The organism is Pirellulaceae bacterium (assembly GCA_029243025.1).
Taxonomy (GTDB): Bacteria; Planctomycetota; Planctomycetia; order Pirellulales; family Pirellulaceae.
In genome coordinates this window covers 53,885-71,078 of record JAQWSU010000050.1, presented here as the reverse complement: position 1 = coordinate 71,078, position 17,194 = coordinate 53,885, and the positions used below count along the sequence as shown (strand labels likewise).

8 protein-coding genes are annotated in these 17,194 nt (G+C 52.3%); 5 read left to right on the top strand and 3 right to left on the bottom strand.

The features are described from left to right. Positions 1-26: 26 nt before the first annotated feature. The gene (locus P8N76_24685) at positions 27-1,832 is read left to right on the top strand and encodes an ASPIC/UnbV domain-containing protein (protein MDG2384890.1); all 1,806 of its coding nucleotides are present in this window, start codon (positions 27-29) and stop codon (positions 1,830-1,832) included. Between the two features lie 15 nt (positions 1,833-1,847). Here P8N76_24685 and P8N76_24680 read toward each other — a convergent pair whose 3' ends face one another. Beyond that, positions 1,848-3,464 carry an ASPIC/UnbV domain-containing protein gene (locus P8N76_24680; GenBank protein MDG2384889.1) on the bottom strand — a complete coding sequence of 539 codons (1,617 nt, stop codon included), beginning with the start codon at positions 3,462-3,464 and terminating at the stop codon, positions 1,848-1,850. A 21-nt stretch (positions 3,465-3,485) separates the two neighbouring features. Next, on the bottom strand, positions 3,486-5,363 hold the full coding sequence (locus P8N76_24675; GenBank protein MDG2384888.1) for a VCBS repeat-containing protein: 1,878 nt from the start codon (positions 5,361-5,363) through the stop codon (positions 3,486-3,488). 216 nt (positions 5,364-5,579) lie between these two features. On the opposite strand from P8N76_24675, the gene P8N76_24670 reads away from it, so the two are divergent. The 4 genes from P8N76_24670 (at position 5,580) to P8N76_24655 (ending at position 15,203) form a co-directional block, all read left to right on the top strand. Further along, positions 5,580-7,424, top strand: coding sequence for a VCBS repeat-containing protein (locus P8N76_24670; protein ID MDG2384887.1), 1,845 nt, complete (start codon positions 5,580-5,582; stop codon positions 7,422-7,424). Between the two features lie 42 nt (positions 7,425-7,466). Continuing rightward, complete coding sequence (locus tag P8N76_24665) at positions 7,467-8,810, top strand: ASPIC/UnbV domain-containing protein (GenBank protein ID MDG2384886.1); 1,344 nt, start codon at positions 7,467-7,469, stop codon at positions 8,808-8,810. Positions 8,811-9,180: 370 nt separating this feature from the next. Further along, positions 9,181-9,813 (top strand): PEP-CTERM sorting domain-containing protein, encoded by a 633-nt coding sequence (locus P8N76_24660; protein MDG2384885.1) that lies wholly within the window; start codon positions 9,181-9,183, stop codon positions 9,811-9,813. Positions 9,814-10,049: 236 nt separating this feature from the next. Beyond that, complete coding sequence (locus tag P8N76_24655; GenBank protein MDG2384884.1) at positions 10,050-15,203, top strand: Ig-like domain-containing protein; 5,154 nt, start codon at positions 10,050-10,052, stop codon at positions 15,201-15,203. 239 nt (positions 15,204-15,442) lie between these two features. Here P8N76_24655 and P8N76_24650 read toward each other — a convergent pair whose 3' ends face one another. Then, positions 15,443-16,399 (bottom strand): acetyltransferase, encoded by a 957-nt coding sequence (locus P8N76_24650; protein MDG2384883.1) that lies wholly within the window; start codon positions 16,397-16,399, stop codon positions 15,443-15,445. Positions 16,400-17,194 lie beyond the last annotated feature (795 nt).

Here is a 17,194-nt window from a genome sequence, read left to right as displayed (position 1 = left end):
TGTCGCAAGAAGGGGGTGGCGCGCCCGTGTCACTCGGTGAAGGCGTCAGCAACACGGAAAATTCGGGAACGTTGCTACGTTTCATTCGCCAGGGTAGATCTTTCAGTGGGCACGAAGCCAACTGCTGTTTTCTCAACACTGGTAGCGAACAGTTCGCCGATGTATCTGCCGCCGCTCAACTGAATTGGGAAGATGATGGTCGTGCAATTGGGCGAGTCGACTGGGACCAGGACGGAGACCTGGATTTATGGGTCATCAACCGCAACGGCCCCCAAATTCGCTATCTGCAAAACGGCCTTCATTCTTCCAATCGTTTCGTCGCCTTCCGACTGGAAGGCACGACGTGCAACCGAGATGGCATTGGAGCGAAAGTCGAGATCCAATGCGTTGAAGCCAGAGCACCGAGTATGATTCGAAATTTGAGTGCCGGCGATGGATATCTGGCTCAATCAAGCAAATGGCTGCACTTTGGACTCGGAAAAGATGCACAAATCAAACAGGTACTCGTGCATTGGCCAGACGGAACGACCGATCAATATTCCGATGTGAGTCCCAATCGTCATTACCTGTTACGACAGGGCGAATCCAAGGCAAGCATCGTCTCGGTCCATCCCATTTCCTTGCCGCAAGGGATGGATTCACCCGATTCACTCAGCGAGGCCACGGAGGCATCCGACCAGGCAAGCGTACGGACCCTCTCCCGTTTGCCTGTGCCAAGACTTCCGTATCGCACCTCGTCCAGTGAAGCCGCAGATGTATTTCAACCTGGCTCCGGTCAAGCCGTGTTACTCAATCTATGGGCATCCTGGTGCAAACCGTGCTTGATCGAACTTGAAGAACTGTCGAGGAATCAGCAACTTTTCGCCAACGTCGGTCTCGACGTTGTGGCTTTAAATGTCGACAGCCTTAATCCAGCGACCGCTTCCCGGGAGCCTGGTGAGCTACTCGCAGCAATTGACTTTCCATTCCGATCAGGCACCGCAGATGCTCGCCTGATCGAAAAGCTGCAACTCCTAAACAACCACATGTTTGACTTGCACCTGCCATTACCGATTCCAACAAGTGCCTTGATTGATGGCCAAGGACGACTCCTTGCTTGGTACCGAGGTCCGGTTTCTGTCGACCGCATCCTGACGGACCTGCAGTCGCTCGAATGGGATCAAGACCAACTTCGTTCCAAAAACGCACTCTTCGCTGGAAAATGGCTCGAACCCCAGCTTCAAATGCCGCTGATCCCGATCCTTGACGGCTTAATCTCAGCCGGATTTTTGCTGGAAGCCGATGACTATGTCAGACGCCTCCAGCACATCCCCAAGCGGCAACTACTACCAGCGATTGTTCGTCTGGGAACTGCTTTTTATCATCGAGGCGGACATCAAAAAGCCCAAGAGCATTTTCGCGTCGCAGTCCGAATCGATCCAAATTTTGACGGAGTCGAAACGGCTTTGGGGCAAATCCGTGAACAGGAAGGACGACCTGACTCGGCAATTAAACTCTATGAGTTAGCGTTGAAACGGAACCCGACCAGCTTGCGTGCCATCAACAATCTCGCTTGGCTACTTGCGACTCATCCGGCACCGGCTTACCGTGATGGCCAGCGAGCTGTCGAGCTTGCCAAGCAATCCGTTGAGCTTACGGATCGCAATGACTCGGATTTCTTAGATACCTTAGCAGCCGCTTACGCCGAGCAGGGAAACTTCGATAAAGCCTTGCAGGTCTCCACGCGGGCTTTGGCCATTTGCCTCGAGCGCGGTCAATCCTCGCTCGCCAAGAAAATCAAGGCGCGTCGGGAACTTTACCAACAGTCAAAGCCCTTTCACCGCAGTCCTTGATTGGCAACAGCCAGCTTAGTCCCGTTTTTTGCGTTTCAGCAACAGCTGCAAATTTTTCCTTGCCACGGGATCTTCGGGACGAATCCTCAAGGCTTCCCTCAGATGGGATTCAGCTTTTTCGAACTCACCACTCCGAGCCAAGAAAACAGCATAGTCACGATGCACATCATTTGAATCTGGAGCAACTTGCAGTGCTGCCTGAAAATATCGTGCGGACCTTACCATTTCGTTCGCCCTACCCGCAGAACGCGCCAAGCGAAGTTGAGTGGTGACGAGAACCTGTCTCAACTGCTTTTGTTTGGCCTCGTCCTGCGAACTCTCCAACGCAATCTGATAATAGCGTAGCCCTTCATCAACATCGCGTGAGATCATCCGTCTTCCCATATATTCGGCCAAATCCACCTGGGTCGCTGGTTTCGTAAACCAAGACCCCGCGAACGGCACGGCCGCATCGCGGAGTTGTTGATCAGACATCGAGAATAATTCAAAGTCGTCAAGTAAGACTTCAGCAGAGAATGCCCCACGATACAAGGCAATTACTTTTTTATCGCTATCCACCAGCAAGCTAAACGGCACAACCAATTTGGGATAACTGTCGAAAAGACAATTTTGGAAATGCTGCAGCTTTTGCATCGACGCAGCTGTTGTCGTCGCGCCTGCAAAGGGAATTCTTATCGATGGCAAACTGACTGAATCATCAGCAGCTCGTGCAGCAACCGAGTCACTCGTCCCCAGTCCATCCAAACAAATCGTCAAAACGGCCAAACCTTGACGATCAAATGCCTGCTGGTGCGCGGCTAAGTTCGCCAATTCACTTCGACAACTGGCACAGGATCGAGTCCAAAAAACAACTAAAGTTGGGCGCGTTCCCAGCGTGCTAGGCAAGGACGTGGAATCTGGCACCAGCGTTAAATCAGGCAACGGAATTCGCCCAGGTAACACGATTCGTGCCGAGTCGGTCACCCCTGGAACCGCTGTAACCTTCGGAGCGATTTTCAGCTTGGGAAGATCTTCCACTCGACGGGCCTCGCCTGCCCCTTGCTGAACAAGATAACGACCCGCCACATCCAGGCCGTGGATTATTTCCCGATTTCCACCCGGCCAGTGGACCGTGACCGATGACACCTCCTGATCCGCAGCAAAATGCAACCATTTGCTTGATTGCGAAATGAAGCCATCTCCGGCGGTTACCGAACGTAACTGCCGTCGACCAGGAGGTGAAACCATCTCGACACGGGCACCAATGGCATCTCGATTGCAGGCTACACCTCGCAATTTGACTGCAATCGTTTTCCGATTTGGCATAAGCTGATCGGTTCGATTCAACATCACGCGTAGACGTGGCGCCGTTCGATTACGAATCCACACATCGAGATCTCCATCCTGATCCCAATCCAAGACTCCCATCGAGCGTGCATCATCAGGAAACCCCATGCCGCTGACGGCCGATATATCGGCAAATTGCACTGTCTTATCCTGCCCTGCGCCTGCCTGACAATTGAGAAAGACGCAATTTTTTTCCCGACCACTCCAGGACGCTCCAGAACGTACCATCTCCATGATCTCATGCCAGGATTTCCGATACCGTTGAAGACGACGCGTATCTTCCATGGATGGAGGTGCAGGTGACACGACCTGCCGCCAAAAAAAACTTCACAAGTCGTTCGTGCGTTGATTCGTGAAGTATCCATTTGCAACAATCAGGTCTTCCCACCCATCGTTATTGAGATCCGCAAATTTTGAGCTCCACGACCAACGGCCCATGTTGACACCGGCAGCCAGGCTTACATCAACAAATCGACCTTCGGAATCACCCGCAAAGAGCGTATTCCCACGAGCCATTCGCTGCACGCCCCCCGTGTCAGCTGTTGAGTGACTATCAACGAATCTTCGCTGATAGGTCACTCGAGAACCTGCTGCGGAGAACATGTTTCCAACATACAGATCACTGCGCCCATCTCCGTTATATTCTCCCCAAGCAACCGACATTCCGGCTGCCATGTCCTCAACACCCGACGCAGCCGCCACGTCACGAAACTTTCCCATTTGATTCTGGTACAGACTGTTGCGTCCAAAGTCGTTGGCCACATACAGGTCCATGTCACCGTCGTCGTCATAATCCTGCCAAGCCGCAGCGAAAGTCCATCGGCGATTATTCTGTTCGAGCCCGACTTGGCGAGTCACATCGCGAAACTGAAAACGCCCACGGTTTTGCCACAGGATATTGCGTCCTCCGTTCTGTGCATCGTGATAGGGAACGGGTATCGTCGCCTCAAAACCTCGCTGACCGCTTCTTCCGCCTGCCGCTCCATAATTACAAACGTAGAGATCAAGATCTCCATCGTTGTCATAATCAGCCGCACAAAGTGAATGCGCTTCGGGAAAACCTGTTTTCGCCGCACGAACTTGAAACCGTCCCTGCCCATCATTGGCTGCAAAGATGAGCGCCGCGACAGTTGCTACAACAAGATCTTGGTCTCCATCATTATCCAGATCAATCAAAAGTGCGCACGTCGACGCCTCCAACCAATCGACACCTGCCCGCTGGGCATCCGCCTTTGCGATACCCCCTTCCCCGCGCAAATAAAGTTGATTCGGCAACCCACCTGCATCGCAAACATAAACATCATCCAGAAGATCATTATTGACATCGCCCACCGCCAAACCGTGGTGGCCGTACATATGCATATCGTCAATTCCCGTTAAACGCTGGCTCCAATGGTCGATACCTCGCAGGACGTGATCACGCCCGGCCTTTCCTAGGGGCAACACGGCAGCTGTTGCGTCATCCAGGAGGCCCCTTCCACTGGCAACAAACTCGATGCGTTCTAGCTTCACGACAGCCAAGCGACGCAAGCGGCGTTCTGCTTCGATCGACTCCCACTCAGAATCACAAATCAAATTATCTTGTTGGATGGTTCCGGCTGACTTGGAAACTAGCTGCAGCAGCAAACGAGCTCGCAACTGTCCGTCGACCGCTCGAATCCGAATGACCTTGAAGGAACACTGACTGATCTTCGCATTCGGATCCGTCCATGAGTCAAACTGTTGCTCAATTGAATTGGTAAAATCCGCGTCCTTATCCGTTGAATTCAGGTGAGAGATCCGCATCGTTTTGTCGTGGTAGACGAGATGCAATCTCGTAGAAGTCAGCAATTGCCCCTGAAAATCGGGCGCAAGCAGCGTTGAATCGGCAACAGTGCGGCTACGATCCAATACGCACGCTTTGAATCGATCCAACTTTTCCATGAGAGCTGCAGTTTCTTGCTCGCTGATCCAGTCGCCTTCGCTCGCGTCCGCTCGTTGAATTCGCAGATCGTTAGTGAGCTGACCGTCGAGAGGTTTTAAATAGAACCGTGAGTGCCCCTCGGAACGAATGCCCTCGGAGCGAATGCCCGGGTGATCCTTTCTAATTTGCCCTCGAAAATAGCCCCAGGCCAGGCCGATAAAAACAACCAGTCCGACCGCGCTCATCACGGCTAAGGTGTATCGTGCACGTTTACGAGAAAGGAACATGAATTTCATACGCATCAAGTTGATATCGAATTCCTCGGGACACCTCACTTTAACCTACCGTCAAGCAGTCGCAACTCATGGAATCAACGAATTACGTCTAAAGAGCCCCCAGGCGCACAAGAGACGGTAAGATAAAGTCAAGTTGCGATGAGTTCCGAGGCAAGGACGAATCACTCGCAACATTCAGATCAATGAAACTCGACAGAACCTTTTTCACGCAACGTTTTCCGTATGACGCACAAAGTTCGAATTTGTTTCGTCGTCGCGATCGTACTTGGCCTGGGTGGTTCCTTGTGGATCAGTGCCCGTTGGTGGCCCTCGAGCGAATTGCAGGAGCAGCCATCCTCATTAACTGATGACAAGACGTCACCGAATGAGAACACGAGGCCGACCTTATCGGGATCGCGATTTCAAACCGATTCCAGCCGGCTTGCGGCGAGCAGCACAAATTGGCCAACGGAACAATTTGCCGACCGCGCAAGTCAGACTCTAACGAAGGTGAGCGAAGCCTTAAAGCATACGACTTCCAATCTGCCATCCTCTGAGTGTTTCGCAGAAACATTTTCGCTGACGTTCGATTCGACCCTTCCGCGAAAGATTTTCTCTAACGCGCAAACGAGCGTACTGCGAATCGCGGATCTACAAACTCCAACCGAGCTGCAGGGCAGCGATGCGATTACAAAGTTCCTGAACCTTCTCGCAAATGGTCCAGCACCGGCAACTCACATCAAACCAAAGATCATTACCGTTCAATTCGGCAATCATGCCGTTTCAACGGAAGTTGTCGTGGAAGCATCCACCCAAACACCGCAGCATTCGTGGCAAAGATTAACCCACTGGGAATATCAATGGCTCAGCAATGATGCAAACCTGCCCCGCTTAGTTTCCGCAAGATTGATCAACCTGGAAGAAACTCAGCGATCGGGCCCAGCGTGGTTTAAGGATCAGACGTTGGCGGTAATCGGAGAAACGGACAGCTTCCAACAACAGTTGATTCATGGACTTCAATATTGGCTAACACGGATCGAAACAGCTCACGGCATGGAATATTTCTCGAAACACGGCCTCTCGATCGTCGACATCAATGACGACGGACTCGATGACTTGTACGTTTGCCAACCCGGGGGTCTGCCGAACCGGCTGTTTTTACAACAGCAAGACGGAACGGCATGGGAACGCTCTGCCGAATACGGTTTGAACCTTCTCGACCGCACTTCGAGTGCCGTATTCGTCGATCTTGACAATGATGGTGACCAAGACGCTGCCATCGCAACGATGATGGGCATCTGCCTTTACGAAAACGCGGATCTAAAATTCCGCATGCGACAGCTTGTGAAACTGCCAGACATCGATTTACAAGGAATTTCGGCCGTCGACTATGACAACGATGGAGATCTGGATCTTTATCAATTGGTCGATTATGCATCGCAGGCATCTCGCTCCCAACAAGGCTTGCCAGCTTTCGTATATCACAACGCGAATGACGGCGGCGCAAACCACCTCTTACAAAATAACATCTCTGCAAATGGCGACTGGAACTTCCAAGATGTGACAACCGAGGTAGGCCTCGACACCCACAATCAACGCCATAGCCTTGCTGCTTCCTGGGAGGATTACGACAACGACGGTGATCAAGATCTTTACGTCGCGAACGATTACGGGGCAAACTGTCTCTATCGCAATGACGGTCAACAATTTGCCGAAGTGGCAGCGGAGCAAAATCTAATCGACTTTGGCTCAGGCATGTCCGTTTCTTGGGGGGACTACAATCGAGACGGCCAGATGGATCTCTATGTCGGCAACATGTTTTCGTCGGCGGGCAATCGCATCACACCTCAAAGCGGCTTTCTGCCCAACGCCAGCCCGCAACGCAAACAACTTTATCGACGGTTCGCCAAGGGAAACTCACTGTTTCAAAATATCGGTACTTCCTTTGAGGAAACAGGATCATTGGCTGGCGTAGAAATGGGACGATGGGCCTGGTCATCATTGTTCTGCGACATTAACAATGACGGCTGGGAAGACCTGCTCGTCGCGAATGGTTATATCACGACTCATGACCCGGGTGACTTGTGAAGTTTCTTTTGGCGACAGGTCGGGTCGCGCGGCAATTTATCGGTGGGCACTAGCAATAGCAATCCGGAAGGAACCGCCGCCGCACAATTTCTCTCGATTGTACGAGAGGGCCGCTCTTTTAGTGGGAATGAGCCACATTGTGCCTTCTTAAACACGGGAACCCAAGGCTTTGCCAACGTCTCATCGATCAGTGGTTTTGATTGGGCAGATGATGGTCGCGCCGCCGCTTTAGTCGATTGGGACTCAGACGGCGACTTGGATGTCTGGATTTCCAACCGCAACAGTCCGCAACTAAGATTCTTGCTGAATCAAATGCAGACCACGAATCATTTCTTAACCATCTGCCTGCAAGGGGTCCAATCAAATCGAGATGGAATCGGAGCCCGTGTTCGAGTCTTCACCGATCAAACGGCCACTCCCATTTCGCGAACCCTACGGGCCGGCGACGGTTTTCTCGCTCAATCAAGCAAACGGCTGCACATCGGTCTCGGTGACGCAACATCCATCGATCGAGTCGAAGTCACCTGGCCATTAGGAAAACAGCAAACGTTCCAAGTCACCGAAGTGGATCGGACGCTGCTGTTCATCGAAGGAGACCCTGCCCCCCATCCGATTGCGACCTCTGCGCGCAAACTGCTCGACTCCGACCCCGTGAAGCCAATCGCCAATCAGGGTGATTCAGAAGCGATGAGCTTCTCAATGATTCGCTTACCCGCCAATCATTACCAATCGTCCTCGGGAAAACTTGCCGACCTGGTGGAACCGCAAGACCGCTTAACTTTGCTGAATCTTTGGGCCGCTTGGTGCCAACCTTGCATTCGAGAACTCGAGGAATTCAGTCAGCAGAGCCAAGCATTACGCGCCTTACGGATCGACATCGTCGCGTTGAATGTCGACGATCTTCTCTCCTCAGGTGCGCAGCAGGATGGTCAGTCTCACCAGAGTCAACAATTGCTCAAAAAGATGAACTTCCCATTCAGAGCCGGCCAAGCCGATGCCGAGCTGCTTTTTAAACTTCAACTGCTAAATGACACTATTTTTGAATCCCACGCCCCGCTGCCCGTTCCCTCGAGCTTTTTGCTCGATCGACAGGGACGAGTGATCGCTATTTATCGAGGCCCGGTTTCCGTCGAGCAACTCGTCCAAGATGTGGGCAAGCTGTCGGCAGCCAAGACGACGGCTGCTTGGCGGGCCGCCAGCCTGCCATTCCCCGGACATTGGATCATGCCTCCTCGCCGACGAAATCTCTTTGAATTCGTGGAAGAACTCGCAAAACACGGCCATCTTGAGCAAGGCCGCAGCTACGTCGAAGCGACCCCCAAAATGTTTCTGACTCATCCACGCTGGCAACAATTGTCAAGAATTCTTTCCATTTCGAGTCCTTGAGCACCCCTTTCAAAGTCGGCCTGCCAGGCAGGATAAAAAAAATGAGCAAGAAGCGAGTTTTTGTTTGACCTGCCAAACTAGAAGAAATAGGATCACGGAGCGAAATCTTCCTATTTCTCTAACACGCTCTTCACGAGCCTATTTGAAATGTTGAGCCGCCAGTGATTTGTTCAGCAACCTGCTGAACCCATCAGCATCTGCTTTTCGCCTGGGATGATTCCATCCAGCATTCATCGTTCTTGACACGTCAATTGCCCCAGGCGCCTTTGATCGGTCGCAACGCCAGCCGTTCTGCTCGCGTTTCTTTCTATTTCAAAGCGACCGATAGCTCGAACACATTCGTTTTCGACACAAAAACATAGGATTTGTCATGAAAAAATTACTTTGCTTACCAATTTTGTTGATCGGTGTGAGTTTGCTCCAAGCAGGCGAAACGGGAGCCCCGTTACCCTTGACGAACGGTTCGGTCGATGGATGGAGTGGCGTTACCGTTTTAAACGGCGCTGGCAGCATTCCTGCCGGTGAAAGTGTTTCGACGGTTACCTACTATGCAGAAGCGAGCCGCGCTAGCGGTGAACACCATGTCCAACCTCTGATTCTCAAGAACGTTGATGGCGTCGCCGAGATCTGGGGCATTGGTCCCGTCTCGAATGCAACCGATGCTGGCGAAAACTCCGTCTCCTGGGGGAGTGACGCGATTCCGGACGACGGCAACGATTACTTTGCAGGTTTCTGGCAGTACCGAGATGGTTTCGATGACGACGCAGGCGGAACCGTCACTTTCGGTGGTGACGGAGGCTCAGGAATGTTCCAGGCTAACCGAGTTGGCACGGATTACACGCCGGCGGTTGGTGAAGTCATCGAGTCCGGACACGCTTCCGGTGCGGGCGGCCGCAACTATCAGATCAACTTTTTGTCCGTTCCCGAACCGACCTCGCTCGGTCTCATCGGCCTGGCAATCCTTCCCATGATCGCAATGTTACGACGACGGATGAAGCGATAACAGGGTTGTATTCTTAATCGAGAAGATAAGACTTGGGGACCATCGCAAGATGGTCCCTTTTTTTTGGCTTACGGAAGATACAGCCTCAGCTCTCCCATGGATAGCCTGACACCAGTTCCGTACATTCCGATAAATCTCCTCGCTTCGTTTCGGACTGCCATCTACAATCAGCTTCTGCATCCTGAGCTAACGCTGTGTGATAATTGGTGGTGAATGGCGACACACGGAATAAAATCATGCGAAACGGCGGAAAACGATTCCGAGCTCTCTCCGAAGCTTTTTCTCAGCTTTGTCTTGAGCAACTCGAACAAAGAGTTTTGTTAGCGGCTGACTTGATTTCACATTGGCGTGCTGAAGATTTGGTGGCAAGCCTTGAAGACGGAATGTCGGCACCGGCATGGAATGATCGGATCGCCACAACACCGGCGCTACAAGAGGGTACCCCCCGACTCGCCCATGGAATTTTGGGCGGTCGAGCCAGCATGCAATTTGATGCGAGCGATGGCCCCGACGGCTATGAAGTCGCTTACCTTGAAAACAAATTAAACGGTGCCAACGACTTTTCAATCGCGGTTGTTTTTGCGACTTCCTCGACACAGTTAGTCGGTGATGGGACAGGTAACTGGTTTCAAGGAACCGGACTCGTAGACGCGAACACGCTCGGCTTTGGTCGCGACTGGGGGATCGCAATTAGCGGCAACGGTCGCATCTCCGCGGGTATGGGAAATGGATTTGGACACCCGCCAACCACCGTTCACTCAGAACAGACGGGCCTGAACGATGGCGATTTGCACACCGTCGTCCTTACTCGTTCCGGCCCGACGATTTCGCTATTCATCGACGGCGAAGCGTCTGGATCAACGGCTGAAGTCCACGGCCAACCCTTGGCCGACCTAGCCTTCACGATCGGCATGCTCCAAACGAATCAAAATCCGTTTAGCGGGGATATTCCGGAAGTGCAATTCTACGGCGACGATCTTTCTGCCGCTGAAATTGTCGATTTCCACAATGAGATGCTCAGCTTCTACCAAAACTCTCCACCCATCGCCGTCGCCGATCACTATACGCTCGACGAAGATGCATCGATCTTCATGGTAACCGCTGCAGACGGCGTGCTGAAGAATGACAGCGATACGGAATCCGACCCATTAACGGCCGAATTAGTCACAGGAACCCAGCATGGCGAGATTGGTCTGCTCCCCAACGGAGCACTGATTTACAACCCGTACAACGATTTCTTTGGCAATGACTTTTTTATCTACATCGCTAGAGACTCACAAGCATCGGAACCCGTCACGGTCACGTTCGAGGTTCGTCCGACCTACGATCCTGCAACCGCTATCAACGATACCTATCAGGGATTGCCCAATGAACCGTTGGTGATACCCGCACTTACAGGTGTGCTGGCGAATGACAACAATCCGGATCAAACGCCCTTGGCCGCACGAATCAGTCGCGAAGCGAGCCAAGGCAGTGTGACCCTCCGTGACGATGGATCATTTATTTATGATGCTCAAGGGTTCGTAGGAAACGCGACCTTTGAATATCAGATCGACGACGGGACCCGTTTGTCGAATGCGGCATCCGTCAACATCCTGGTCAACACGCCACCCACAACTCAAGCTGACCATTTCACGGTCACGGAAGATCAGCCACTCGTGGTCATCGCTGCGAACGGTATCCTCCAGAATGATTTTGATGCGGATGGTGAACAACTCACGGTAGTATTAGCGGAAGGTCCCGCTGCCGGCGTACTGGAATTGCAAACAGATGGTTCGTTCCATTACTTACCGGCGTCAAATTTCTTTGGCTCTGATCGATTCAGTTACATCGTTAATGATGGCGTTTTGAGTTCCGAAGCAACCGAAGTCGGATTAAAGATCGAGGCCGTCAACGATCAACCAGTGTCGATTGCCGACCAATACTTTGCAGTGGCAGACAGTTTACTCACCGTCGCCGCCACGGAGGGTTTATTGGCGAACGACTCCGACATTGATGACGAATTCCTCAAAGTCGTACAGGTCACAGAACCCGCAAACGGTCAGCTCAAACTTAACGATGATGGCTCGTTTAGCTATACGCCCAACCCGGGATACCTGGGACTCGATACGTTTCAGTACCTGGCATCCGATGGCCGTTTGGAGTCAAACATTGTCGATGTAACCTTTAACGTTTCAGATCGTCCTGTCGTCATCAGCGAGTTCATGGCGATGAATGCCTCGACGCTGCAAACGCGGACACGACGAACGCTTGCAGAAACCTATTTCGGAGATCAAGAATCACCTGATTGGATCGAGATTAAAAATGAAATCAGCGCGCCGGTAGATATTAGCGGCATGTTCTTAACGGATGATCCCGACCAATTGACCAAGTGGGAGATACCAGCTGGCACGACAATCCCAGGCGACGGATTCTTGATCATCTTTGCTTCCTCACGAGATATCCGAGATCCGGGGCTGGATGAAACGGGACGGTTGCACGCAAACTTCTCACTCGACTCCGATGGCGATTACTTAGCGATCACGACAGGGAGCAAGGGGATCATCGACGAGGTCACCACAGAAACTTTCGGCCAACAAGCCACCGACGTGTCTTTCGGGACCATCAAAGGTCAGCAACGTTATTTCGATGACCCAACACCCGGCCAAGCAAATCGGGGTGGCTTGCTGGATATCGTTGCTGATACACGCTTCAGTGTGGGCCGCGGTTACTTTGATGAATCTTTCGAAGTCATTGTTTCGACCACAACTCCGGGAGCGACTTTGGTCTATACGATCGACGGAAAAGAGCCGACCTTGGAGGAGGGCAATCGCGTCGAATCGACCGATTCTGAAACACCGCCCACGGTCACGCTGTCCATTGATAAAACGACCACGTTGCGAGCTGCTGCCTTCAAGACGAATCACGTCCCGACCAATATTGACACTCAAACGTACTTCTTCATTGAAAACATTCTCTCGCAATCGAACCTCTGGTCGAGGATCACCGATGATGATCAATGGGGGCCAATGCTCAAAGACTCGCTGCTCTCCATCCCAACAATTTCTTTAGTTTCGGAAGGTCGTATTACTCAACGCGAGTCCGCTGTATCAGTCGAGATGATCTATCCGGACGGGACGGAGGGATTTCAAATTGATGCGGGCATCGAACAATATGGTGGACACAGTCTCAACTCACCGAAGAAAAACATGCGATTGAGTTTCAAATCAATCTACGGTGATTCGAAACTAAACTACGACATGTTTGGTGACGATGCCGTTAATGAATTCAACCAATTGCTGCTTCGATCGGGCTCCCACGACAATTGGTTTTGGACTCACCCAGCCGGTGGCAAAGGCAACTATACCCGCAATCGCTGGACGTTCGATCGCCAGCTAGAAATGGGCCATTTAGCGCCCCACGGGCGATACGTTCAGGTCTACATCAACGGCGAATACTGGGGCCTGCATCACTTGATGGAACGACCGAACGCCGCCTTCATGGCATCCTATCTGGGGGGCGAGGAAAAAGATTACGATGCGCTCAACGCGGGTTCGCCGATCGATGGAGACAACGTTGCTTGGCGGGCGTTGCAAAGTTCCGAGGTGATTGACGATTACGAACGGGTCCAAGAATTCTTAGACGTCGAAAATTACGCGGATTACATGCTGCTGCAATTCTATGCGGGCAATGACTGGGATTGGAATCACTCGCAAAACTGGGCGGCCGCTCGTCCGCGTCTGAACGGTGACGGATTCATCTTTTTCGGCTGGGATAGCGATCTCGTGCTCCGTACAACCGCCAACGCAAATGTGATCACACGCGGAGGCCCCGGCAATTTATGGAACGCTCGGGGCGGAATGAAACAACACGACGAGTTCCTGATGTTGATGGCCGATCGTGCACACCGTTTGTTTTTCAATAACGGCATGCTCACCAGCGATCGATTGCGCGAAGACATAGAGGCTTTGGCCGATGAAGTCCGGCTGCCAGTGATCGCCGAAACGGCAATCTGGGGTCGTCGTGGACACAGTGGGCCGTACACGCCAGCCGTCTGGGAAAGCTCGATCGAATGGATGTTAAATCGCTTCGCGCCCGAAACGGGAACGGACCGCACGGCAACGGTCATTTCACAACTGCGGAAAGCAGGTGTCTACCCTTCCATCGATGCACCTGAATTCTCCGTCAATGGACAATCGCAACACGGTGGTGACATTGGCAGTGACGACCGCATCACCATCACCGCGGAAGAGGGCATTGTTTATTACACAACCGACGGTTCCGACCCTCGCTTAGCGGGCGGAGCCCTGAATCCTGAAGCCCGTGTTTTCACCGACCAACCGTTGACGCTCCCTGCCAACACAGTGCTCAAAACGCGGCTGCTCGACGCTGAGCAATGGTCCGCCTTAAGCGAAGCCGCCTTCCGCGTTGACACCGTTCCAGCCAGCCCTGACAACCTACGCATCAGCGAAATCCACTATCATCCAGCCGATCCCTCAGAAGCGGAGCTTGCAGCCGGCTATGCTGACGCAGATCAATTCGAGTTCATTGAACTGGTCAACATTGGAAACCAAGCGATCGACTTAAACTCCGTACATCTGCGCCGCGTTGAACGCGAAGGCAACAATCAGGGAGTTGAATTCAGCTTTGCTAAATTGGACCAGCCTTCATTAGCCGCTGGGGAGCGTCTGGTCGTCGTAGAAGACCAGGACGCGTTTCGGACACGCTATGGCTCGGAACCCTGGGTCGCAGGATCCTGGAGTGGCGGCCTAAGCAATCGCCAGGAGCAAATTCTGCTGACCGTGGGCGAACAAACTATTCATCAGTTCACCTATCTGGACAGCTGGTTCCCCGAGACCGATGGAAACGGCCGCTCCTTGGTCGCTACCGACCTAGCAGCGAATCCAGACCACTGGAATACGTCGGCAGGCTGGCGTCCCAGCCGACTTATCGGTGGTTCCCCTGGAGCTCCCACCGACTTTGTTGATCTACCTGGCGACGCGAATCGGGATGGCAAATTCAACTCGAGCGATCTGGTCCAAGTTTTCGCCGCAGGTGAATTCGAGGACGATACCCCCAACAACTCAACCTGGGATGAGGGCGACTGGGATGGCGATGATGATTTCACCAGTAGCGACATCGTGACCGCCTTTCAAGCTGGCCACTACTCCGCCGCCGCCAAAGCAAACGTGTCACTCACGGCAAACGACTTGCCAATCGGCAGCCAGCTGCTCCAACGCACCGATCAGGAAAAAACAAAAATCCCACAAATCGATTTCGCAGATTCACTCGATCGCAAGCCCCAACGAATATTGCTGGAAGCCCGAGACCAGATCTTCGAAAATTGGAACGAGACCAAGCCCATCGTCCCGGCTGAAAAAAACGATGGCGTGGAATTCCTCCTGACCTGAAACCAGCATTTGGCTACCCCGCACTCCCTTTGAACGTTGGCATCAACGGGCAAACCGGTGATCCACCGAAGCGACTAGCGAAAACGGTGGGGTGCCCAATTGGAGTGTGACACTGCCGAACGCGAGTTCATTCTTCTCTCGGAAGAGATCGCACCAACCGCTTATCTTCCGTCCCGCCTGACGAACCGCACGCAAAGGCAAAAAGCATGATCGTTTCGTCCATTTTCAAATTTGGTGTATCAGCCGAATTGCTTTTGCATCGCATCAAGAAACGTCTGCCATTGATCGGCAGGTAACTGATTGATACCCGCAGCAGCTTTTCGTCCACCTCCGGTAGGAAATTGACGACAGAGTTCATCAGCACCTGTCTTCTCGGCCAGCGGAGCTCGAACACTTACCAAATATTCGCCCGATGGTAAAAGGCTTCCCAACGCATGCGCCCGCTCCGGATTTTCGCGAGCTAATTGATTACTGTAAACGCCACTTACGCGTCTTGAAAAAGACTCACATGGAAACGCGAACGCGGCGCATCGCGTTGTCTCCAGAACAGGCGAAATTGAACCTGCGCGATTCATGTCACTCTCGAATCCATTTTTCAGCGTTTCGAACGTTGTATCGGAGGCAATAAATTCAAACGGATCGGCATAGGGTTCGACCTTCCGATAGAGCTGATCCGGTGCGAAATACAAATCATCCAAACTGCTCCCGTAACCGTTGTAGTTTAGGAGCGTGCCCAACTCTTCGAGCTGCTGCAGTTGCGTTTCATTGAGTTTGAGTGGACTTGCCACATTTCGCGCTGCTTCATGCAGGTTGTCACCAAACAGAGCTGTCACCGCCCACGGCGACGCTCCCTCAGCGAGACTTCGATTAACGATCAATCCCGTACAGACATCACCCGCCGTATCAATGTGCGTCTCGAGTTGTGCTGAGTCAGGGATATCACCTGCAAAATGGTGATCGAAATAACGAACGTGCACCCCCCTATCCAGCAACCGCTCGAGTTCCGATCGATTTTTGTCGAGAGAAATATCCAGTACCGTCACGCTATCTCCAGCCTTCGCATCAACTCGCTTCAACAAATTGATATCCCGTTTCACACCAGTGATCAACGTGCTCTCAAGAGGCTTCGCTAATCGAAGCTGGTGCAGGGCACAAATGCCGTCTGCATCACCATTAAAAACGTCGAAGTGGGCCACACCAGAACTCCTTTATTGGATGGCAAATATCAAAGCAAAATGAATCGTTTGAGACAACTAGTTCGCCTGTAGCAGGTGAACACCCGATGACAGTCGCTTCCAACTGGCTGCCATATCCTAGCAGTCCTCCATGGGTGGGCCATAGTGTTCCAGATACGTCAAAGATGATCAAGGCAAGCATTTTGAACTGCAAGTCGAATTCGGCCCAACATTTCCACCCCATCGCTGTTCCGCCATAACGAACGCAAATCCTTACATGTCGCGGACTGAATCTGCTGGCATTACCAGCACCGCTTGGCTGAACTCAACGACTCCAACAGCCACGCCCTGCGGCAATCATGGAAAGGTCATTCAACTCCAGGCTACCCGGGCCAGCCTCTGTGACGAATACCAGCACGTGCATCCAAACGCTTTCTTGGGTTTCGTCACCCGTAGATACGAAGATACCGGTAATGCGATTTCGCTGTGAGAACAGACAAGACCGAACATCCTGTCGGAAATTTTCTCCTGACCCACATCGGTTCGATAGCTTCACGAACCATCTCGAACAAACAGCCAACCACTCTGCGGTGATGAATCTGCGGTGATGAATCGTTTATCAATAAAAAAAAGCCACACTGACTCAGAAGAAGTTGGCTCACCACAGGTCCCGCAAATGCGACAACCCGCAATCTACTCAACGCAAATTTCCAGCCCCACCGAATCGTTGGAACCCGCTTGACACTTTCGCCTGAAAGCCACCTTTCACGAAGATTTACACCCCTGTTGCGCATCAGTTTTTTTACTTTTCCACAA

Bases quoted from the DNA above. Each gene is read 5' to 3' on its own strand.
- P8N76_24660 (MDG2384885.1), top strand. From the start codon at position 9,181: ATGAAAAAATTACTTTGCTTACCAATTTTGTTGATCGGTGTGAGTTTG.
- P8N76_24670 (MDG2384887.1), top strand. From the start codon at position 5,580: ATGACGCACAAAGTTCGAATTTGTTTCGTCGTCGCGATCGTACTTGGC.
- P8N76_24655 (MDG2384884.1), top strand. From the start codon at position 10,050: ATGCGAAACGGCGGAAAACGATTCCGAGCTCTCTCCGAAGCTTTTTCT.
- P8N76_24675 (MDG2384888.1), bottom strand. From the start codon at position 5,363: ATGCGTATGAAATTCATGTTCCTTTCTCGTAAACGTGCACGATACACC.